The sequence below is a fragment of the Symbiobacterium thermophilum IAM 14863 genome, assembly GCF_000009905.1.
Taxonomy (GTDB): Bacteria; Bacillota; Sulfobacillia; order Symbiobacteriales; family Symbiobacteriaceae; genus Symbiobacterium; species Symbiobacterium thermophilum.
This window is the reverse complement of the sequence record NC_006177.1, coordinates 3,171,076-3,190,534: the sequence shown is the minus strand read 5'-3', so window position 1 is coordinate 3,190,534 and position 19,459 is coordinate 3,171,076. Positions and strand designations below refer to the sequence as shown.

General features: G+C 69.6%; 21 protein-coding genes and 1 riboswitch. Of the genes, 12 read left to right on the top strand and 9 right to left on the bottom strand.

Translation table 11 applies throughout. The annotated features are described in order from the left end of the window. The first annotated feature begins 2 nt into the window (after window positions 1–2). Window positions 3–881 carry a PD-(D/E)XK nuclease family protein gene (locus STH_RS14750; protein WP_043714291.1) on the top strand — a complete coding sequence of 293 codons (879 nt, stop codon included), beginning with the start codon at window positions 3–5 and terminating at the stop codon, window positions 879–881. A 1,007-nt stretch (window positions 882–1,888) separates the two neighbouring features. Here STH_RS14750 and STH_RS14745 read toward each other — a convergent pair. Then, a complete protein-coding gene (locus tag STH_RS14745; protein WP_083766142.1) occupies window positions 1,889–3,787 on the bottom strand; it encodes a methyl-accepting chemotaxis protein in 1,899 nt (632 codons plus the stop codon). Between the two features lie 216 nt (window positions 3,788–4,003). Between STH_RS14745 and tpx the strand changes: the two genes are divergently transcribed. Continuing rightward, complete coding sequence (tpx, locus tag STH_RS14740; protein ID WP_242654550.1) at window positions 4,004–4,519, top strand: thiol peroxidase; 516 nt, start codon at window positions 4,004–4,006, stop codon at window positions 4,517–4,519. A 68-nt stretch (window positions 4,520–4,587) separates the two neighbouring features. On the opposite strand, the gene STH_RS14735 is transcribed toward tpx, so the two are convergent. From STH_RS14735 to STH_RS14725, 3 genes are all read right to left on the bottom strand, one after another. Beyond that, entirely contained in the window at window positions 4,588–5,421 is an 834-nt protein-coding gene (locus STH_RS14735) for a cation diffusion facilitator family transporter (RefSeq protein WP_050742315.1), read from the bottom strand. A gap of 267 nt (window positions 5,422–5,688) precedes the next feature. Further along, complete coding sequence (locus STH_RS14730; RefSeq protein WP_043714289.1) at window positions 5,689–6,258, bottom strand: helix-turn-helix domain-containing protein; 570 nt, start codon at window positions 6,256–6,258, stop codon at window positions 5,689–5,691. 20 nt (window positions 6,259–6,278) lie between these two features. Then, window positions 6,279–6,965: an RNA polymerase sigma factor gene (locus STH_RS14725; RefSeq protein ID WP_050742314.1), complete on the bottom strand. Its 687-nt coding sequence runs from the start codon at window positions 6,963–6,965 to the stop codon at window positions 6,279–6,281. A gap of 229 nt (window positions 6,966–7,194) precedes the next feature. On the opposite strand from STH_RS14725, the gene STH_RS18950 reads away from it, so the two are divergent. Together STH_RS18950 and STH_RS14720 are read left to right on the top strand one after the other, a co-directional pair. Then, window positions 7,195–7,350: a hypothetical protein gene (locus STH_RS18950; RefSeq protein ID WP_011197076.1), complete on the top strand. Its 156-nt coding sequence runs from the start codon at window positions 7,195–7,197 to the stop codon at window positions 7,348–7,350. Between the two features lie 51 nt (window positions 7,351–7,401). Beyond that, the gene (locus STH_RS14720) at window positions 7,402–7,614 is read left to right on the top strand and encodes a hypothetical protein (RefSeq protein ID WP_011197075.1); all 213 of its coding nucleotides are present in this window, start codon (window positions 7,402–7,404) and stop codon (window positions 7,612–7,614) included. 39 nt (window positions 7,615–7,653) lie between these two features. Here STH_RS14720 and ypeB read toward each other — a convergent pair whose 3' ends face one another. Both ypeB and sleB read right to left on the bottom strand, forming a co-directional pair. Beyond that, window positions 7,654–9,063, bottom strand: coding sequence for a germination protein YpeB (ypeB, locus tag STH_RS14715; protein ID WP_043714287.1), 1,410 nt, complete (start codon window positions 9,061–9,063; stop codon window positions 7,654–7,656). A 13-nt stretch (window positions 9,064–9,076) separates the two neighbouring features. Beyond that, on the bottom strand, window positions 9,077–9,754 hold the full coding sequence (sleB, locus tag STH_RS14710; RefSeq protein WP_043714285.1) for a spore cortex-lytic enzyme: 678 nt from the start codon (window positions 9,752–9,754) through the stop codon (window positions 9,077–9,079). A 125-nt stretch (window positions 9,755–9,879) separates the two neighbouring features. Next, a riboswitch (TPP riboswitch) is annotated at window positions 9,880–9,986 on the top strand. Between the two features lie 82 nt (window positions 9,987–10,068). Here sleB and thiT point away from each other — a divergent pair. From thiT to ltrA, 5 genes are all read left to right on the top strand, one after another. Beyond that, on the top strand, window positions 10,069–10,617 hold the full coding sequence (gene thiT / locus STH_RS14705; RefSeq protein WP_011197072.1) for an energy-coupled thiamine transporter ThiT: 549 nt from the start codon (window positions 10,069–10,071) through the stop codon (window positions 10,615–10,617). A 90-nt stretch (window positions 10,618–10,707) separates the two neighbouring features. After that, window positions 10,708–10,833: a hypothetical protein gene (locus STH_RS19800; RefSeq protein ID WP_011197071.1), complete on the top strand. Its 126-nt coding sequence runs from the start codon at window positions 10,708–10,710 to the stop codon at window positions 10,831–10,833. 39 nt (window positions 10,834–10,872) lie between these two features. Next, complete coding sequence (locus STH_RS14700; RefSeq protein ID WP_011197070.1) at window positions 10,873–11,307, top strand: hypothetical protein; 435 nt, start codon at window positions 10,873–10,875, stop codon at window positions 11,305–11,307. A gap of 1 nt (window position 11,308) precedes the next feature. Continuing rightward, window positions 11,309–12,235 carry an aminopeptidase gene (locus tag STH_RS14695; protein ID WP_011197069.1) on the top strand — a complete coding sequence of 309 codons (927 nt, stop codon included), beginning with the start codon at window positions 11,309–11,311 and terminating at the stop codon, window positions 12,233–12,235. A 599-nt stretch (window positions 12,236–12,834) separates the two neighbouring features. After that, complete coding sequence (ltrA, locus tag STH_RS14690; protein WP_011194155.1) at window positions 12,835–14,124, top strand: group II intron reverse transcriptase/maturase; 1,290 nt, start codon at window positions 12,835–12,837, stop codon at window positions 14,122–14,124. Between the two features lie 34 nt (window positions 14,125–14,158). Here the strand turns inward: ltrA and STH_RS14685 are convergent, their stop codons facing one another. Then, a complete protein-coding gene (locus STH_RS14685) occupies window positions 14,159–14,659 on the bottom strand; it encodes a hypothetical protein (RefSeq protein WP_043714283.1) in 501 nt (166 codons plus the stop codon). 83 nt (window positions 14,660–14,742) lie between these two features. Next, the gene (locus STH_RS14680; RefSeq protein ID WP_011197067.1) at window positions 14,743–15,507 is read right to left on the bottom strand and encodes a fumarylacetoacetate hydrolase family protein; all 765 of its coding nucleotides are present in this window, start codon (window positions 15,505–15,507) and stop codon (window positions 14,743–14,745) included. Window positions 15,508–15,695: 188 nt separating this feature from the next. On the opposite strand from STH_RS14680, the gene STH_RS14675 reads away from it, so the two are divergent. Both STH_RS14675 and STH_RS14670 read left to right on the top strand, forming a co-directional pair. Further along, window positions 15,696–16,226 carry a YceI family protein gene (locus STH_RS14675; RefSeq protein ID WP_011197066.1) on the top strand — a complete coding sequence of 177 codons (531 nt, stop codon included), beginning with the start codon at window positions 15,696–15,698 and terminating at the stop codon, window positions 16,224–16,226. 489 nt (window positions 16,227–16,715) lie between these two features. Continuing rightward, window positions 16,716–17,366: a hypothetical protein gene (locus tag STH_RS14670; RefSeq protein ID WP_043714281.1), complete on the top strand. Its 651-nt coding sequence runs from the start codon at window positions 16,716–16,718 to the stop codon at window positions 17,364–17,366. Between the two features lie 100 nt (window positions 17,367–17,466). On the opposite strand, the gene ychF is transcribed toward STH_RS14670, so the two are convergent. Then, window positions 17,467–18,570, bottom strand: a complete 1,104-nt coding sequence (gene ychF, locus STH_RS14665; RefSeq protein ID WP_011197064.1) for a redox-regulated ATPase YchF — start codon at window positions 18,568–18,570, stop codon at window positions 17,467–17,469. 134 nt (window positions 18,571–18,704) lie between these two features. Here ychF and STH_RS14660 point away from each other — a divergent pair, with 134 nt between their 5' ends. Beyond that, window positions 18,705–19,376, top strand: a complete 672-nt coding sequence (locus tag STH_RS14660) for a Crp/Fnr family transcriptional regulator (RefSeq protein ID WP_011197063.1) — start codon at window positions 18,705–18,707, stop codon at window positions 19,374–19,376. Window positions 19,377–19,459 lie beyond the last annotated feature (83 nt).

The window sequence follows — 19,459 nt, the reverse complement described above, 5'->3', positions numbered from 1 at the left end:
CCGTGGCGCAGCCGATCCCTCTGCACGAGCGGCACTTCAGCGCCCTTGCCCTGCGGCTCTACGCGGAATGCCCCCTGCGCTTCCGCCGGCGGTACGTCGACGGGCTCGCCATTCCCGGCCTGCCCGATGACCCGGAGGAGCGGCGGGCGATGCTGCAGGGCGAGCGCTTCCACCTGATGGCCCGGCGGTACTACAGCGGCCTGGAGCCGGGCACCCTGGGCGCCCCCGCCGACCGGGCGGAGCTGGAGGACTGGATGCAGAAGCTGGTGCGCTACCTCCCCCGGCGTCCGGGGTACGCCTATTACCCCGAGCTGGAGCTGCGGCTGTCCGAGCCGGCGCTGCGGCTGGTGGCCAGGTTCGACCTGGTGGTCGTGGCGCCCGACGGGGAGGCGACAATCTACGACTGGAAGACCCTGCGCCACATGCCGCCCCGGGCGAAGCTGGAGGCCGCCTTTCAGACGACGGTCTACCGCTATGTGCTCTGCGCGGCCGGCGGCGCTTACGCTCCCGGCGGCGCGTTCGACCCCGACCGGGTGTCGATGGTCTACTGGAACCCGCTGCGAGGGGGGCGGGAGGAGCGGCTGCCGTACAGCGCGGCCCGGTTCCGGGAGGACGGCCGGCGGCTGCGGCAGCTGGTGGCGCAGATCCTGGCCACGCCGCCGGACGGGTTTCCGCCCACGGGGGATCCGCGCCTCTGCGCCCGGTGCGAGTACCGGCAGCTCTGTCACGGGCCGCTCGCGGACAGGCCGCTGCCTGAACCTGGCGACGGTTGGCCGGAGGCGGCTCTGGAGCCAGGCCAGGAAGTACCCGTGGAAGATGAGGAGCCGGCGGGCGCGTTCGACGCGGATCCGGACGGGCTCGCGGGCCTGCCGCTGCCCTAACCGGGGAGAACCGGCCCCGGCCCGGCCGAGGTGAACCGGCGTGTGGCCCGGGGTTCACCGCCGGGGAAGGGTTTCAGCAATTCTCAGGGCTGTCCCGAAGTCATCCCAGGTGACTTTTGGGACAGCCCTGTCGATTTGGGTGGCCACCCCATGGGCTGCGGGTTCCCTGTCTGTCGTCCTGGCTCTGGGACTCCAGCCGGGCGCTGACCCGTCCCGGGCAGGGCGCGGAAGGCACCCGGGGACCTGCTAGGCCCTTCAGGCACAGGTCTTCCGCGTGAATGAACGCCGGGTGAATGCCGACCCCCTGCAGAAAGCTGGTCTGCATCGGTCACGGCCAGGGCGGCCGGGCGCATCCCCTCCAGGGGGGCGTCCAGGCGGCGGAATGTGCGCTGCACAGCGTGGGGGGAGTGTACAATCAGCCCGGAACCGGGGGCCCGAGGGGGAGCGGGTGGGGTGACGAGGCGAAATGTGCGCTGTCCAACGTGGGGGGAATGCACAATTCGCCCGGAACCGGGAGCCCGAGGGGGAGCGGGTGGGGGTGACGAGGCGAAATGTGCGCTGTCCAACGTGGGGGGAGTGTACAATCCGCCCGGAACCGGGGGGGCCCGAGGGGGACTGGGTGCGGGCGAGGCGGCGAAATATGCACTGCGCGTCATGGGGGGAATGTACAATCCGCCCGGAACCGGGGGCCCGAGGGGGAGCGGGTGGGGGTTGACGAGGCGAAATGTGCACTGCCCAGCGTGGGGGGAATGTACAGTTCGCCCGGAACCGGGGGCCCGAGGGGGACTGGGTGCGGGCGAGACGGCGAAATGTGCACTGTGCCGCGTGGGGGAAATGCACAATTCGCCTCGAACCGGGGCTCGCCGGGGAACCGTTGGCGGCCAGGGGGCGGAATATGCCGTCTACAACCGAGAACAATCAGCCCACCGGCCGGGTGGGCCGGTGGGCTAGAGGGACTGGACCTACAAGGGTAGGGAGCGTCTCCACAGGCCGCGGGCCCCGGGTCGTCAGGAGGACGCGTTTCCGTGCTCGCCCTCGCCTTCCCCCACCTGGAAGTTCCCGACCTGCTCCTTCAGCCAGAGCGCGATCTGGTTCAGGTTCTGGGCGTGGCCGGCCACGCCGTCGGCGACCGCGGTCAGCTCCTCGATGGCGGCGGAAACCTGCTCCGCCGCGGCCGCGTTCTGCTGGGCCGCATCGACGATGGCGCCGATGGAGGAGAGCACCCTGGCCGTGCCCTCGGCCATCTCCTCGGTGGCCGCGGTGTTCTCCGCCGTCACGGCGGCGACCCCCTCGAACGCCTTCATGGCCACATCCACCTGCCGCTGCAGCGACCGCGCGGCCTCGGCGACGTGGCTCACGTCCTCGGCGGCCCGGGTGACCGTCTGCAGGATCTGCTCCAACCGCCGTCCCGACCGGGCGGCCAGCTCGGTGCTCTGCTGCACCTCGTTGGAGGCCACGGTCATCGATTCCACGACCTGGTCCGTGCGTGCCTGAATCCGGGCGATCAGCTCGCTGATCTCCCGGGCCGAGGCTGCGGAGCGCTCCGCGAGCTTCCGCACTTCGTCCGCGACCACCGCGAAGCCCCGCCCGTGCTCGCCGGCCCTGGCCGCCTCGATGGCGGCATTGAGGGCCAGCAGGTTGGTCTGGTCCGCGATCTCGGAGATGACGGCGGTGATCTGGCCGATCTGGGCCGAGGCCTTCGCCAGCTCGTCCATGCGGGCGGCGGAATCGCCCACCGCCTGCTCGATGCGGGTCATCCCCTGAACCATCTCGTCCACCGCACGGGAGCCCTCCGCGGCCATCTGCGCGGCCTGCTGTGCCCCCCGGGCGACCTGGTCGGTCTGCCCGGTCATGCGGGTCAGGTCCTGCGCCGCCCTGTGCAGCAGGGTGGACGCCTCCTCCAGGTCCGCGGACGAGCGGCTGGCGCCGGCGGCGATCTGTTGCACCGACTGGCGCAGATCCTCGATCATCCGGTTCATCTCCTGGGCCGAGGCCGCCTGCTGCGACGTGCCTTCGGCGACGATCGCCACCGCGCGCGCCGCATCCTGGGCGGAGAGGGCGGCCTGGTCCGCGGTGGCGGCGAGATCGCCGGACACCTCCAGCCCCGCCTGGACCGTGCCCTGCATGCCCACCACCAGCCCCCGCAGGTAGTTCACCATCTGGTGGAAGCTGCGGGCCATCTCCGCCAGCTCATCCCGGCCCCTCAGCCCCGCCAGTCCGGCGGTGACGTCCTGGCTCAGGTCCCCGGCCGCCATGCGCTGGGCCGCCCGGGCCAGGGCCAGCACCGGGAAGACGATGTTGCGGGCGACGAAGAAGGCGACGACAAAGCCGAAGAGGACGGCGGCGCCCGTCGTGCCGATGGTGACCAGCCGGGTGAAGCGCACCGCCTGCTCCGCGGCCAGCGCCGTCTCGTCCACCCGCTCCTGCAGGTGGGTGAGCAGCTCATTCAGCGCCTCGATGATCTTGTTCCGCTCGCTCTGCAGCGACCGGCTCATGACCCGGATCTGCGCCTCGTTGAAGGAATCGCGGCTGACCACACGCCCCACGAAGGCCGAGAACTCCGCGTACCGCCGCTGCACCTCGGCCACCAGCTGGGATTCCCGGTCGTCCTCCGCCGCATCAAGAAGCCCCTGGATCCCCTGGGACACCTCGCCCTCCAGCGTCCGGTACCGTTCCCGGTATCCGGCCTCCGCGGTCGCGGTGTAGGCGGACGCCGCGTAGGCCATCTCGGCCAGGGCCCGGTCCACCTCCTGGGCGTTCAGCATCCGGGCGAGCGCCGCTTCCTTCTCCGCGTTGGCCGCCTGCACGGTCTGCAGGCCCCAGTTCGCCGCGCCGGCGACCAGCCCGGCCAGCGCGATGAGCACCACAGACAGCGCAAACAGGCGGCGTCGGACGGTCCACCTCATCCATGAAGCCCCTTTCTGATGAATGACTGCCGCAGGAAACCCGCAGCAAATTTCAAGCAAGCCCAGTATAATGTTAAAGTGTGCTTACTTCAAGGTATTGACGCCGCCGCGCCCGCCGCCGTTACGGGGACTCTCCGGCGTGATCCGTCACGCCCTGTCCGCCCGGAGCGTCCAAACACCGGGAAACCAACTACGCCGTTACTGGAGGGAAACGCCGTGGAGCGCGCTGGTGCTTTTCAGTTCAAGGGCGAGGTGACGCTGGTCGGTCCGGAGCTGCGCGTGGGCGATCAGGCTCCGGCCTTCACCGCGATCGGCAATGATCTCTCGACGGTGGACTCCCGGACGTTCGCGGGCAAGGTGCGCATCATCTCTTCGGTGCCGTCCCTGGACACGGGCGTCTGCGACACCCAGACCCGCAAGTTCAACGAAGCCGCGGCCAGCCTGGGGGACGAGGTCGTCGTGCTCACCATCTCGGCTGACCTTCCGTTTGCCCAGAAGCGGTGGTGCGGCAACGCGGGCGTCGACCGCGTCATCACCCTTTCGGATTACCGCGACCACGCCTTCAGCAAGGCCTACGGCACCTACATCAAGGAGTGGGCGCTCTGCTCCCGGGCGGTCTTCGTCGTGGACCGGAACGACCGCCTTGTCCACGTGGAGTACGTCCCGGTGGCCGGACAGGAGCCCAACTACGACGCGGCGCTGGAGGCCGCGCGGGCTGCCTTGAAGGCGTAACGCAGTACCGCCGGAAAACCAGAGGGCCGACCCGCAGCAGGGTCGGCCCCGTATTTCGCTGTCGGGCTTCACTTCGCCTGCGCCACGACGTCCGGCTCCACGTGGACGTGGACCTCCCGCACGTCGCTGAGGCGGATCAGCGCCTCCTCCACCCGGTCGGCGACGGCGTGGGCCTCCACGATGCTCATCTGGCTGGGCACGAGCACCGTCACGTCCACGTGCACGCGGCTCCCCATCAGCCGGGCCCGCAGGCTCTGCACCCCGGTGACCCCCTGCACGCCCAGGACGACCTCCTCCAGGGCGGCGATGCGGGCCCGGTCGGCGAACCCGTCCATCAGCATGTGCGCGGCCTCCGAGCCGATCGACCAGGCGGTGCGGGCGATCAGGGCGGCGACCAGGAGGCCGGCCAGCGGGTCGGCCCAGCGCCAGCCGACCTGGCTGCCGAGGATGCCTGCCGCCGCACCGACGCTGATGAAGAAGTCGGAGAGGTGGTCGTAGGCGGCCGCCTCCAGGGCCTTGCTGCCCGTGTGGCGCGCGAGCCGCAGGTTGTAGGTGTAGACGGCCAGGAGGATGGCGGCCGACCCCAGGGCCACCCAGAGCGACCAGGCGGCGGGCGCGCCGCGCTCGGGCGAGAGCAGGGCCAGGACCGCGCCCCGGCCCACCTCCAGGCTGGCGAGTCCCATGATGGTGGCCACCACCAGCGAGGCGACCCCCTCGGCCCGCTCGTGGCCGTACCGGTGCTCGTCGTCGGCCGGGCGCTGGGCGATCTTCACCCCCAGCAGGACAGCGGCGGAGCCCAGCACGTCGGTGGCGTTGTTGATGCCGTCGGCGGCGATGGCCTGGGAGCCGGAGAGCCAGCCGACGGTCAGCTTGGCGGCGGACAGCAGACAGTAGGTGGCCACGCTGAGCCAGGCCCCCTTCTGACTCTGCGCCTGCCGGGCGGATGTGGTGTCGATGGGCGCGCACCCCGCTTTCTCCCGGTCAGCCGGGGTTTCTGCCGTGAAAGAAAGTTGCCCCGAGGAAACTTTCCCAAGACGACACAAGACCCGCACCGCTGCGCGGTACAGGTCCTGCCATCGCTCACAGCCATCGTAGCACGGGCGCCCGGCTTATGCAACGCAGACCGGCCAAAATGGGACCAGAAGCCCAGGGCTCCTGGTCCCAACGCACTACGAACATTCGTTGCACTCGCTCTCCAGCATGTGCTCCATCGCACCGGTGGTGACACAGAGGATGCGCGCCGGCTGGTCGCCGCAGTTCTCCACCCGGTGGGGGATGTAGCCGTTCCAGTGGAGCGAGTCGCCTTCGTTCAGGATCAGCTCCTCATCCCCCTGCCGGTAGCGGACCGTGCCCTGCAGCACCAGATGGCACTCCTCGCCCTCGTGGACGTGGTTGTCACCCCCGGTGGCGGCGCCCGGCGCCAGCTCCAACAGCATCATCTTGAGGCTGCGCCCCGGCGCGGAGAGCAGCTGCACGCTCAGCCCCTCGCCGTTCATCGAGTACCCCTGACGGGCGTTGGCCCTGACCACGTGGGCCCGCTCCTCCTGGGAGATGAGCAGGAGCGCCACCGGCACCCCGAGGCCGGCGGAGAGCCGGTCCAGGGCCTGCAGCGAGGGCGAGGCCTTGTCGTTCTCCAGCTGGCAGAGGAAGCCTTTGGACAGGCCGCTGCGTTCCGCAAGCTCCTGGAGGGTGATGCCCTTCTGCGTGCGTGTCTGGCGGATGCGGTGACCCAGGGACATCCAAGCACCTCCTCGGCACATCAGGCCAGGTCGGTGGCTGCCGGCGAGGTGTAGCCCGGCACGTAGACGCCGGCGTCCAGCACCCGCTTCAGGGCCTGGCGGGCCCGGTGGAGCCGCGCCTTCAGCGCGCCCACCTCGATGCCCAGCATGTCTGCCACCTGGCTGTTGGAGAAGTCTTCGAGGTCACGGAGCTCCAGGAGCCGGCGCTGGCTCTCGGGCAGCTTGTCGAGCGCGGCCCGGACCACGTTCTCCCGGTACTGCTGCTCCAGGTAGAGGTCGGGGTTGTCGGCAGGTTCGTCGTCCAGGATGGCCAGCGAGGCGGCCGGAGAGAACTCCAGCGTCGCCTCCAGCGACTCTGCGGCGGTGCGGCCCCGCTTGCGCCGGATGTCCAGGCACGTGTTGGCCGCCAGCCGGTAGACCCAGGTGCCGAAGCGGGACCGGCCCTCGAACTTGGGCAGGGCCGCCATCAGCTTGACCAGGATCTCCTGGACGGCGTCCAGCGCATCGTGATGGTTCCCCAGCATCCGGTAGGACAGGCGGTACAGCCGGTCCTCGTAACGGCGCACGATCTCCTCAAACGCCGCCTCGTCCCCCTTCAGGTAGGCGGCGACAAGCTCCTCGTCGGTGGGCACGGCCACGGGCTGCGGCCGCTGCTCGGGAATCCGGGCGACCGGCACCTCAGAGAGTGCTGCGTTAGATACAGCCATCGGGCAAAGCCTCCCCTCATCACGAGACCTCGGTCCCTCTATGTAAGTTGGTAAACATCGTTCGGTGCGATTAAACTTTACCACAGGCGTTTGCTCTCGGTCAACAGGGTTTGCTAGAAGAAAACCAGACTTTTTTAAGCCTCAAGTATAAGAACGGTGAATACCCATTTCCGCGCTGGTATCAGGCCCGACCACCGGGGCAGACTAGGCGCGGGAGGTGCATGCGCACATGAGCGATCAGCCACAGGGCAGGACCGGCGAGCGGTGCAAGGTCGCGGGGACATACAGCTGCACCGCGGGCGTCAAGCAGTACTACAACGAGGGCGACGCGTTCGGCCCCTGCCCCCAGACCGGCGAGGAGACCCGCTGGGTGCGGGTGACCTGACGGGTGGCCTGACGCCCTCCGGGGGAGACTACCCGCGGGAGGTGAACGCAGGTGAAACCCGATCCGCGCGTGACGCCCACCGGCGACGCCGCTGCGGACAACCCCGCCATCAGCCGGCTCACCGTCGAGCGGCTGGGCATGGAGCTGGCCACCGAGCTGGGGGTTGACCCGGGGCGGATCGGCGCCCTGGGCGCCAGCCCCGACCCCGCCGTGCAGCGGTACGAGGCGGAAACCCACAGCCCCAAGTCCCGGCCCAACCGGTGACGCAGCGGCGCTGCCCCGTTCGCGGGGCAGCGCCGCCCGCTACAGGGTGAACGTTCCGCCGTCGGTCACGATGAGCTGCAGGATCTGCTCCTCGGCCCCGGTCTCGGCGTTGATGTAGACGAGGTAGACCTCGTCGCCGATCTTCCCCTGGAACTCGTACGTCAGGACCTCGCCGGTGCCCGCCGCATCCGGGATCAGGGCCAGCTGTACCCGGCTGACCTCCAGATGGGGGTTGAGCCGGCTTCGGGCCTCGTCGGGCGTGAGCCGCGGCCTGGGCAGGGTGCGCCGGCGATGGTTGGTCAGGTACTGCCGGGCGTCCACCCCCAGCACCTCGCCGTTGTCCAGGGCGACCTTCACCTTGGCCTGGTCCGGGTAGACGATCACCTCGCCCTGCTGGTAGACGTAGGCGACGAAGGCGACGCCGTCCTGGATCTGCGCGAAGGTGGGCACCATGTCGGCGTATCCGATACGAGCCAGGTACTCCTGTCCGACGGCGCGGGCCTGCTCCAGGTCCAGCGCGGGCTGACCCAGAACACGCCCGCTCAGGAACTCCAGCAGGTGGCCGCCCTGGCGGGTCAGCGAGACCGTGGCCGTGTAGGCGCTCCCGCGCGTGCCGGCCGGGGCCAGCCGGAACGTGTAGGCGGGAAGGTTGCCGCCGCTTTCCACCACGTCCACCACGCGGTAGGCTGCCGCGTCGGGCAGGGCGGTGGCCAGCCGCCCGCCGGCTTCCTCCCGGGACAGCTGCGGGCCGCTGAGAGCGGGCGGCGTCTGGTTCACATGATCGGAGAACGGACCGTTGTAGATGAAGGTCGGCATCTGCTCCATGCTGGTGGCCAGCTGCGCCCACCCGCCGTCGAGCAGGGCCGCCGCGGCCGGGCCCCCGGAGGCAGCCGGGTCCGAAAGGACGCGTCCGGGGGGCCGCATCAGGGTGCGCAGCGAGAGCTGCGCGGGCTGGTGCCAGCGGAAGCCGCCCCTCTGGTACTGGGTGAGCATCGTGCCCAGCTGCTCTTTCAGGGCCGCCGCGGCTTCCCGCAACCGCTGCAGTTCCGCCCGCTCGGCCTCGGTCAGCGACCGGCCCGCGGCCTCGTCCCGCAGCAGAGCGTACGCGAAGTCGCCCACCTGCTGCAGGAACTTGCCGGTGGTGGACGAGACCTCGGTGGGCAGCGGGAGGGAGGAGAAGGCGGTCATCGCGGCCGAGGCGTGCCGGTGCACGTCGGCCATGTAGCGCATGTTCTGCCGCTCGCTGCCGGTGGCCAGCCCCTTGCCCAGGAGCGCCTGGATCTGCTCGACGTGGTGGACCATGTCGACGAAGTTGCGCTGCCGCTCGGCCTCCAGCGCGTTGGCCAGCAGCCGGTTGTGCTCGTTCAGGTTGGCCGTCCAGGCGGCCCAGACCGCGACGGCGACCGCCGCAAACAGGCTGACGCTCAGCCAGGTGACGACGCGACGCATGTCCATGTCCCCTTCACTTGGCGAAGACGTGGTTGCCGATCCGCTTGATGATGGGCCGCGACCAGATCCACTGGCTGGTGGCCTTCGCGGGGTTCCAGAAGAAGAGCGCGCCGCCGGAAGGATCCCATCCGTTCAAGGCGTCCTGGGCGGCCCGGACGGCGCTTTCGGTAGGTGCGGCGTACACGGACCCGTTGGTCACCGACTCAAAGGCGTGGGCCTGGTAGACCACCCCGGCGATGGTGTTGGGAAACCGCGAGTCCCGCACCCGGTTCAGGATCACGGCCGCCACGGCCACCTGCCCCTCATACGGTTCGCCCCTGGCCTCCGCCGACACGACCCGGGCCAGCAGGTCCCGGTCGGCCTCCCGGGTTCCCGCTGCGGCCGCCGCGGTGGAGGGGGGGCCGCCCCAGTACCCGAGGGCCGCCCAGGTGTCGGGGCCGACGATGCCATCGACCGTCAGCCCGTTGCGGCGCTGGAAGAGGGTGACGGCTTCGTAGGTCAGCCGGCCGTAGATGCAGTCGACCTCGCCCCGGTAGTAGCCCCAGGCTTTGAGTCGCCGCTGGGCCAGGCAGACGTCGCTGCCCCGGCTCCCCCAGCGCAGGGTGGCGCGCGCCTCGGCGCCGGCCCTCCAGGGGTAGGAGAGGAACAGCAGCAGGGCCACCACGGCCGCCGCCATCGTGCGCTTTCCCATGCGCTCGAGCCTCCCGTGACGATCGTCCTGTGCCATCCTAACTTGCCACCCGTTGGCCCGGAGTATGCTGAAGGATTGCCACTTCCGCGCGGGAGAGGTATACTGAAGGCAGCATCATACTGGCCGAGAGCCGCTAGGGGAGCCGTTGCAACGGCTGAGAACCGGGGTGAACCCCGGGACCCTGTCACCTGATCCGGGTAATGCCGGCGTAGGGAAGCGAGCCTCGCGGACACTTCGTGTACCGCAGCTCGCTGGGGCTGCGGTTTTCTCGTGCCACGCGATGGTGACTACGATTCTGCGCGGAGGTGTCCGTCATGTCCGATACTCGGGTTCGTCTCCGGCGCCTGGTCGAGACCGCGATGATGATCGCGGCCGCGGTGGCGCTTTCGTATGTGAAGGTGTGGGAGATGCCGCAGGGGGGCTCCGTCACGCTCGGTTCCATGGTGCCGATCCTGCTGGTGGGTCTGCGCCACGGTCCCGGCTGGGGTATCCTCGCAGGAGTGCTGGACGGGCTGCTGCAGTTCTGGCTCGACCCGTACTTCTACCATCCGGTGCAGGTGCTGCTGGACTACCCGATCGCCTTTGGCCTGCTGGGCCTCGCCGGGCTCGCCCGCGGCCACGCCCGCTGGGCGGCCGCCTGGCTGGGCAGCCTGGCCATCGCCGGCCGGTTCGCCGCGCACGTCATCGCCGGCGTGGTCTTCTTCGGCCAGTTCGCGCCCGAGGGGCAGAGCCCGCTGGTGTACTCCCTGATCTACAACGGCTCGTACCTGCTGCCCGAGGCTGTGCTGAGCGCGGTGCTGCTGATGGTCCTGCTCCCGGCCCTTGACCGGGCGCTGCCGGCGCAGGTGGGCTCCGCGCATTAGCGGCGGCGCGCCCGCTTCCCCGCCGCTCCCCGGTACGTCATAATGAAGGTTGGGATGTGACATGCGTATCTCAGGGGAGGTCGGCTGGGGATGCGGGCACGGTTCAACCCCGCCGTCATCACGGCGGTGGCCATGGTCGCCTTGTTTGCCGGGGTGTGGCTGGTGGGCTACCTGGCCGGGTTCTCGGGGGAGCCCGAGACGTTCCTGAAGCCTTAGGCCTCAGGGCGTGCCACAACGGAGAAAGAAGGTTGACCCGTGGAAGGACAGGAGTTGTTCGCAGGCGGAGGGGAGCCCGTCGTCTACCTGCCCACGGAGGCGGGGACCGCCATCGCCCCCGACGGCCGCAAGCTGGTCTTCTTCAGCGTGCCGGCCCTGGATGTGATGATCAAGCAGGTCCTGGCGGCGCAGCCCCGGGAGTACACCTACCGCTGGGGCTACCACCCCGGGGAGCGGCTGCACGTGCTGCTGTTCGGCTGGCCCACCGGCCACGGCGCGGGACTGGCCATCCCGGAGGGCGTGGGCGACGCGATCCTCAACTTCATGCAGGGCACCACGGACGTCTACATCACCGCGGCGCCCGTGGGCGACAAGCTGCGCGGCCCCGTGACGCCTGAGGTCATTGACGAGCTGCGCTTCGGCATGACCGTGTACCTGCCCGAGGTGAAGTTCAAGCCGGAGGGCTGGACCTGAGATGGTCCCCCGGTGGGCGGGCACGGTGTTGCAGGACAGCCTGGGCCTGCGGCCGGGCGAGCGGGTGCTGGTTCTGGCGGACAGGCCGCTGGCGCCGGCCGCCGCGGCGCTGGACGAGGCGGCCCGGGCGCTGGGGGCGGCCGAGGTGAAGGCGCATCTCCTGCCCGACCCTGATCGGCTGCAGGTCGTTCCCCGGTGGATCACGGACGCGGTGAGATCGGCGGACGCAATCGTCTCGCTGCGGGCGGCCCTCAGGCTCGCCGCGGAGGACGCGCTGATGCGGGCCGCGCTGGACGCCTTCCACCGGGCGCGGCGCGGCCGCTGGGTGTCGATGGCCCAGGTGGACGTGTCGGTCCTGGAGACCGCGCTGGCCCCTGGTCTGGCCGAGGCCGCCGCCCGTGCCCGGGCCCTCGCCGCGCGCCTCCGGGCCGCGGCAGGCGTGCGGCTCACCGCCCCGGGGGGCACGGACCTTCAGCTCACCTTCGCAGGCCGGCCCGTCCACGCCGATACCGGCTGGGTCAGGCAGCCCGGGGACTTCGGCAACCTGCCGGCCGGCGAGGCCTACGTCGCTCCCGACGAGACCGGGGCGGAGGGCCTGCTGGTGGTGGACGTCGCACTGGGCGACATCCCGCTGGACCGGCCGGTCGCCCTCCGGTTCCGGCGGGGCCGCGTGGCGGAGGTGACGGGCGGGGAGGCCGCGGCGGAGCTGCGCAGGCGGCTGGGAAACGACCCGTGGGCGTGGACCGTCGGCGAGCTGGGGCTGGGAACCAATCCCCACGTGCGGCCGTGCGGCCGCGTCGCCGTGGCCGAGAAGGCCCTGGGGACGGCCCATGTCGCTTTGGGCGGCAACCTGGCCTTCGGCGGAAGGAACCCCGCTTCCACCCACTACGACTGCGTCATCGCTGCCGCTGACGTGCGTTTCCTGTGACGAAAGCCAAAGGGCCTGCCCCACAGGGGGCAGGCCCTTTTCCGTGTGCCCGGCATGGGCGCTGACTTGGCGGTGAAAGTCCGCTACGGGCGAGGCAGCACCAGCCCGTTAGCCAAAGGCAAGGGTGTCCGTCGTGAGGCGGAATCTGAAGGAAGCCCGAGGCAAAGCCACGACCCGAGGAACACGAACCCCATAGGAGGCTGTGCCGCTCGGGTGAGCTGGCCGAACACAGCAAAACCCGAAGCTGCCAAAGGGCGGTGCGGTAGATGGGGCGGGTGCGGGGTGAAGGTCAGCGTTCTTACCCGGGGAGATCTGCCGGGAACGCCAGCAACGCTGGTAACCTGCGTCGGGAGACGCAGCTGAACCGGCAGAAGTCAGCAAAGGCCATAGTACCGGCAGGGGGACGCCCCAACCGGGAAGGGCCGAACGTCAGGAAAGGGGTGAACCCGTTGCGTTCGAGCAGCCCGCGACAAACGCAGAAGACCCCGAACGGGACCTGCTCGCCGGAGGTAGCGGTGAAGCCGCAAGGGACGGCGAGAGGGCGGAGTGGGCAGCCGGCACAAGACGGAACGTTACCCCGCGGGGAGCACAGCAACCTGATGGAGCAGGTGGTGGCCAGGGAGAACATGCTGGCCGCCCTGAAACGGGTGGAGCGGAACGGAGGCGCTCCCGGCGTGGACGGTGTCCCCACCGAACGGCTGCGGGACCAGATTCGCGTGGAGTGGAGCCGCATCCGTGAGGGACTGCTCCAGGGGACCTACAGACCGCAGCCAGTCCGCCGGGTCGAAATCCCGAAACCGGGCGGCGGCAAGCGGATGCTGGGGATTCCCACCGTGATGGACCGCCTGATCCAACAGGCACTCCTGCAAGTACTGACGCCGATCTTTGACCCGACATTCTCCGAATCCAGCTACGGCTTTCGGCCGGGGCGGCGGGGTCATGATGCGGTCAGGAAGGCACGTCAGTACGTGGAGGAAGGGTACGACTGGGTCGTGGACATGGACCTGGAGAAGTTCTTCGACCGGGTCAACCACGACGTGCTGATGGCCCGCGTGGCGCGGCGGGTAACGGATAAGCGTGTGCTGCGGCTGATCCGGCGGTACTTACAGGCTGGGGTCATGCTGAACGGGGTAGTCGTGGCGACGGAGGAAGGGACGCCGCAGGGCGGTCCGCTGAGCCCGCTGCTGGCGAACATCCTGCTGGATGACCTCGACAAGGAGCTGGAGCGCCGCGGGCACCACTTCGTCCGGTACGCCGATGACTGCAACATCTACGTCCGCAGCAAGCGGGCGGGAGAACGGGTCTACAGGAGCGTGCGCCACTTCCTGCAGGAGCGGTTACGGCTGAAGGTCAACGAGGAGAAGAGCGCAGTGGACCGGCCGTGGAAGCGGCAGTTCCTCGGGTTTAGTTTCTACAAGCACCGGGGAGTGCGCATCCGGCTGGCCCCGAAGAGCCTGAAGCGCGTGAAGGACAAGCTCCGCACGCTGACGGACCGCAACCGCAGCCAGAGCATGGAGGACCGAATCCGGCGCCTGAATGCTTACTTGCGGGGCTGGGTTGGGTACTATGCGCTCTCCGATGCCAGGTCAGCCTTTGAAAGACTCGAAGGATGGCTGAAGCGTCGGCTGCGAGCATGCGTATGGAAGCAGTGGAAGCGTGTACGCACGCGCTTTCGGGAGTTGCGCGCCCTCGGTTTGCCCGAATGGGTAGTCCACCAACTCGCCAACAGCCGCAAAGGCCCGTGGCGGATGGCAGGTGGCCCACTAAACAGCGCCCTGGGCGACGCCTACTGGCGTGCCCAGGGGCTGATAAGCCTGACCGAATGCTATGAAGCGACTCGTCAATCCTGGCGAACCGCCGGATGCGGACCCGCATGTCCGGTGGTGTGAGAGGACGGGGGCTAGCCGCCCCCTCCTACTCGATTCATGCCTGCTCGGTCTGGTCTCCGCTCAGGTCAGCGGCGCCGGCGCCGTCGCGACCGTTGCCTTCCGGCGGCGGCAGCGCCGCGTCGGAACGGGCGGCCTCGATATCGATCACGTCCGGTTCGGCCGGGCCGAACAGCCCTATGTGCCCAAGCCCCGTGCGCATGGTCAGGGGATCGTCCCGTGCAGGCTCCTCGGGCCCGGATCCCGTCATGTCGAAGGCGGCGGGCAGGTGGCGGAGCAGTAGGCCGGAGATCTCCAGCAGGCCGTGGATGGCGGGGATCACGCTGTTCAGGGCGGGCTCGACGAGCGCCATCCACTCGGCCGGCGCAGGGTCAGGCGCAGGGGGCCGGTCGGCCACGGCGTACCAGCCGGCGGGCGCCATGGCCGCAGGCGGGTACAGGGCGTATGCCGCCGTGTACGGGTACCAGGCCGGTGCGCCGAACCCGGCCGGGGGATACCACGCGGGGCCGCGCATCGGCGGTGGATAGAAATGGGACATCGGCGTCACACCTTCCTCGGGGGTCTAGCCCATTCTATGGGGCGACCCGCCTGAGGGGTGTGGGCGGCACCCGACGCATGGCTTCAGACGACCGGGTTGGCCAGGGTGCCGATGCCGGGGATGTGGATCTCGATCAGGTCGCCGGGCTTCATGGCGCCGACGCCCTTGGGCGTGCCGGTGAGCACCAGGTCGCCGGGCATCAGCGTCATGATCTGCGACAGGTAGCTGAGCAGCTCCGGCACCGGGTGGATCATCAGCCCGGTGGAGTCGGACTGGCGCACCTCCTCGTTGCAGGTGAGGGTGATGAGCGCGTCGGCCGGGTCGATCCCCTCGGTCACCACCGCCGGTCCGCAGGGGCAGAAGGTGTCGTACGACTTGCCCCGGCCGAAGCCGAACGCGCCGTCCGCCTTCTGCGCGTCCCGGTGGGAGACGTCGTTGGCGATGGTGTAGCCGAATACATAGGAAAGGGCGTCTGCCGGGGCGACGTCCTTCATCCGCCGGCCGATCACCACGGCCAGCTCGGCCTCCCAGTGCACGGTGGCGTCCGGATCCGGCAGCCGGATGGCCTCCCCGGGTCCGATGAGCGCCGAGGGCGCCTTCAGGAAGAACATCGGCCGCTCCGGGGCGGCGTTTCCCAGCTCCGCAGCATGGTCGCGGTAGTTGCGGCCGATGCAGACGATCTTGGAGGGCGTCACCGGCGCCAGGAGCTGCACCGCCTGCAGCGGCACCGTCCGGCCGGTGGGTTGGCCGCCTTCGTACGGGGCGCCGTCCAGCTCGTGGACCACGTCCCCCTCCTGGCGGCCCCAGCGGGGCGGGGCATCCTCAGTCAGAAAGCGAACGTAGCGCATGGACACCGAGCTCCTCTCCTGGCAGGAATGCGGGTCGTTGCGGATCCCCTCCCGGTTCTTCTGCGCGCCGCGCACAAATCCTCTGCCCGGCCCCGGTCATCTGCCCGTACCTACTTACGGTTTGACACCAACTAACGATATAGAAGGCACGGGCCTACCCCGGCCGAACACACGGGAGGAGGAAGCTTATGGCCAAGAGCGTATGGGTAGTGGACAATTCGCACAGCCTGGTTGAGTTCGCCGTGCGGCACATGATGATCGCGACGGTGAAGGGCCGCTTCACGCAGGTGGAGGGCCGCATTGAGGTCGATCCCGCGGATATCACCGGTGCATACTTCGAGGGCAGCGTCCCGGTCGCATCCATCAACACCGCCGACTCCGCCCGCGACGACCATCTGCGTTCGGCCGACTTCTTCGATGCCCAGAACTATCCGACTCTGACCTTCAAGAGCACGAAGGTGGAGCGCGCCGGCGACGGCTACAAGCTGACCGGCGACCTGACCATCCGCGGCGTCACCAAGCCGGTGACCTTCGACCTCGAGTTTGCCGGCGTGGGCAAGGACCCGTGGGGGAACGAGAAGATCGGCTTCTCGGCCACCGGCAAGATCAACCGCAAGGACTTCGGGCTCACCTGGAACGCGGTGCTGGAGACCGGCGGCGTCCTGGTGGGTGAAGAGGTGAAGATCGAACTGCACCTGGAGGCCGCCAGGCAGGCCTGAGGGCGGCTTCACCGGTTACCAGCATTTGGACGGGCGCAAGCTCGGCCCGGATCCCCGCCGCGGCCGCGAGGTCATGTATACTGAACACAGATCATCAACGAACCAAATAATCAACCTTTGAGGTGACCTCGCGTGAACAGAAGATGGATGGCCCTCGCCGCCGCGGCGGCCCTGCTGGCCGGATGAACCGGCAGCCCTGCCTCATCGCCCGGGCCCGGCGATCCGCCGGTCGCCGCCGAGCAGGCCGGCGACGCGGCGCCCGGTTCCGCGGGCTCCGTTGAGACCGGATCGCCCGGTCCCGCCACCGACGGCGGACACGTCTCCCCCGACGACACACCCGCCGCGGCCCCCGTTCCGGACCGTGTCACGGACGACGGCAGCTTCTCGCTCCGCGTCCCGGCGCCGGCGCTGTCCGATCTGCCCGCCGACCTGCGGGCCGAGGTCGGGGGGATCTCCGCCTGGGAGGCGGCCCAGCGCGCTGCGCTCTGGGTGCATGGCGCCGAACTGACGGTGCCGCTCGCCGTCGCCCCGGCCCTGCAGGAACAGCTGGCCCCGTTCCGCCCGGCGGATGCCGAGCAGGTGTGGGTGCGGCTGGTCGACACGCAGGAGACGGATGAGGCCTTTTCCTTCCAGGTCCAGGTGATCCGCAGGGACAGCGCCGGGCGGCTGGCGCTGGAGGGCGATGATGAGGTGCTGGTCAGTTACCTGGAGGGCGGTGAGCCGCTGGTGACCGGTTACGCCCACGCTGCGGCCGGCGCACCGGACCTGGCCGTGGCGGTCTGGTACGGCGCCGGCCCCGAGGATGCGGCCGCCCCTGCCCTGCTGGACCTGCCGGCGGCCGTGCTGGCCGATGGGGCCGGGGGCTACCGGGTCTCGGTGGAGGCGCTCGCCGTCCTGGGCGAGATCGCCTGGCAGGAGGACGGCTCCGTCTCCCTGGTGCTGGCCGGCGGCACCCGCACCGAACCGCTTTCGGTGGCGGAGATCGAGGGCCGGTCTTACGTTCAGGGGACCGACCTCGAAGCAGCCGTGGACGGCCGGCGCGTCGACTTGTCGGATGCCGGTTATACCTATGCGGTGGACTGGCGGCCCGACCTCGGACAGCTCGGCCTCTGGAGGGCGGTCCGGCGGCCGATGTCGTGAACGAGACGCGCTCGGGGCTGCCCCGGGTCGACAGGGTCGACCTCGGGGCAGCCCCTTCCTACGCGCCCTTTTCGATGTGGACACCAGGCAGCCTGTAGGGCTACACGTTAAACCGGAAGGTGACGACGTCACCGTCCTGCATCACGTAGTCCTTGCCTTCCAGCCGGACCTTTCCCGCCTCCCGGGCGGCGGCCATGGAGCCCGCGGTCACCAGGTCGTCGTAGGAGACCACCTCGGCGCGGATGAACCCCCGCTCCATGTCGGAATGGATGACGCCCGCCGCCTGCGGCGCCTTGGTGCCCCGCCGGATCGTCCAGGCCCGCGCCTCGGTCTCGCCCGCGGTCAGGAAGGAAATCAGGTTGAGCAGGTGGTAGCCGTGCCGGATCACCCGGTCCAGGCCGGACTCCGCCAGCCCCAGGTCGGCCAGGAAGGCCGCGCGCTCTTCGTCGTCCATCTCCGCCAGCTCGGACTCGATCCTGGCGGAGATCGGCACCACCTCGCTGCCCTCCCGGTCGGCCAGCTCCTTGACCTGGGCCACGTACGGCACCGCGAAGGGGTTGGCCACGTGCTCCTCCGCCACGTTGGCGATGTACATCACCGGCTTGGCGGTGATCAGGTGCAGGTCGCGCAGGACCCGGGCCTCCTCGTCGCCCTCGATGGCCACGCTCCGGGCCGGAAGGCCGGCCTCCAGGGCTTCCTTCAGGCGGGAGAGCAGTCCGTGTTCCACCTGGGCCTCCTTGACCCCGGCCTTGGCCGCCTTGGCCGAGCGCTCGTACCGCCGCTCGATCGTCTCCAGGTCGGCCAGAATCAGCTCCAGGTTGATGACCTCAATGTCGGAGAGCGGGTCGACCCGCCCGCTGACGTGGGTGACGTTGGGATCCTCGAAGCAGCGAACCACGTGGGCGATGGCGTCGACCTCGCGGATGTGGTGCAGGAACTTGTTGCCCAGCCCCTCGCCCTTGGACGCGCCCTTCACGATGCCGGCGATGTCGATGAACTTGATGCTGGTGGGCACGATGCGGGCGGAGTTGAACATCTTGGCCAGGACGGGCAGGCGAGCGTCCGGCACGTCCACCACGCCCACGTTGGGCTCGATGGTGCAGAACGGATAGTTGGCAGCCTCCGCGCCGGCGCGGGTGATGGCGTTGAACAGCGTGGATTTCCCGACGTTGGGCAGGCCCACAATGCCGATCGAGAGTCCCATGGAAAGCCCCCCTCTTGCAAACACCTTTACGATTATAATGGATGGGGATCGCGGCCGCAATTGTGGGCAGCAGGGGCGCGGCGGCCCGCCGTCGTACCTATACAATCTGTTCCTTTCCAGGAGGTGAGGCCGGCGTGCCCGATCTGGACTTCCTGCGGAGCCTTTCGCTCTTCCAAGGCTTGTCGGACGAGGAACTGGCCCGCATCGCCGCCATCGCGCGCGAGCGGCACTACCGCAAGGGGACGATTCTGTTCAACGAGGGCGACCCCGGCGAGGCCATCTACTTCATCAAGAAGGGCCGCGTCCGCGTGTCGCGCCTTGCGGCGAACGGCCAGGAACAGGTGCTCCGGGTCTGGGGGCCGGGCCACGAGGTCGGCCTGGTGGTGCTGGCCGACAAGGCGCCGTACCCGGCCACCGCGCAGGTCACCGAGGATTCGGTGCTCATCGCCTTCCGGGTGGACGATCTGGTGCAGCTCCTGCCCGAGAGCCGAACGCTCGCGGCCAACGCCTTCTGCCTGGTGGGCCGCCGGCTGCGGCTCGCGCGCGACACCGCCCACGAGCTGGCCGTGCACAACACCCACGGACGGCTGGCCGCCCTGCTGCTCCGGATGAAGGCAGAGCAGGGGAGCGACGTCATCAACCTCGGCATGACCCACCAGGAGATCGCCGGAATGATCGGCACCAGTCGCGAGACCGTCACCCGGGTGCTGGGCGACTTCCGGCGCACGGGCTGCATTGCCGTGCAGGGCGAGTCGGTGGTCATCCGGGACGAGCGCAAGCTGCGGGAGTGGATGGGAGAAAGCTGATCGGGCGGCGCAGGCGCGCCGCCCGTTTCCGTTGGTGACGGATATCACCGCGAACCGGCGCGCCGCGGCACGGGCGCGACGGC

What these genes read in the sequence shown, in the direction of transcription:
- STH_RS14745 (WP_083766142.1), bottom strand. Translation starts at nt 3,787, where the DNA reads ATGAGGTGGACCGTCCGACGCCGCCTGTTTGCGCTGTCTGTGGTGCTC.
- STH_RS14730 (WP_043714289.1), bottom strand. Translation starts at nt 6,258, where the DNA reads ATGTCCCTGGGTCACCGCATCCGCCAGACACGCACGCAGAAGGGCATC.
- STH_RS14725 (WP_050742314.1), bottom strand. Translation starts at nt 6,965, where the DNA reads ATGGCTGTATCTAACGCAGCACTCTCTGAGGTGCCGGTCGCCCGGATT.
- STH_RS18950 (WP_011197076.1), top strand. Translation starts at nt 7,195, where the DNA reads ATGAGCGATCAGCCACAGGGCAGGACCGGCGAGCGGTGCAAGGTCGCG.
- ypeB (WP_043714287.1), bottom strand. Translation starts at nt 9,063, where the DNA reads ATGCGTCGCGTCGTCACCTGGCTGAGCGTCAGCCTGTTTGCGGCGGTC.
- sleB (WP_043714285.1), bottom strand. Translation starts at nt 9,754, where the DNA reads ATGGGAAAGCGCACGATGGCGGCGGCCGTGGTGGCCCTGCTGCTGTTC.
- thiT (WP_011197072.1), top strand. Translation starts at nt 10,069, where the DNA reads ATGTCCGATACTCGGGTTCGTCTCCGGCGCCTGGTCGAGACCGCGATG.
- STH_RS19800 (WP_011197071.1), top strand. Translation starts at nt 10,708, where the DNA reads ATGCGGGCACGGTTCAACCCCGCCGTCATCACGGCGGTGGCCATGGTC.
- STH_RS14695 (WP_011197069.1), top strand. Translation starts at nt 11,309, where the DNA reads ATGGTCCCCCGGTGGGCGGGCACGGTGTTGCAGGACAGCCTGGGCCTG.
- ltrA (WP_011194155.1), top strand. Translation starts at nt 12,835, where the DNA reads ATGGAGCAGGTGGTGGCCAGGGAGAACATGCTGGCCGCCCTGAAACGG.
- STH_RS14685 (WP_043714283.1), bottom strand. Translation starts at nt 14,659, where the DNA reads ATGTCCCATTTCTATCCACCGCCGATGCGCGGCCCCGCGTGGTATCCC.
- STH_RS14680 (WP_011197067.1), bottom strand. Translation starts at nt 15,507, where the DNA reads ATGCGCTACGTTCGCTTTCTGACTGAGGATGCCCCGCCCCGCTGGGGC.
- STH_RS14675 (WP_011197066.1), top strand. Translation starts at nt 15,696, where the DNA reads ATGGCCAAGAGCGTATGGGTAGTGGACAATTCGCACAGCCTGGTTGAG.
- ychF (WP_011197064.1), bottom strand. Translation starts at nt 18,570, where the DNA reads ATGGGACTCTCGATCGGCATTGTGGGCCTGCCCAACGTCGGGAAATCC.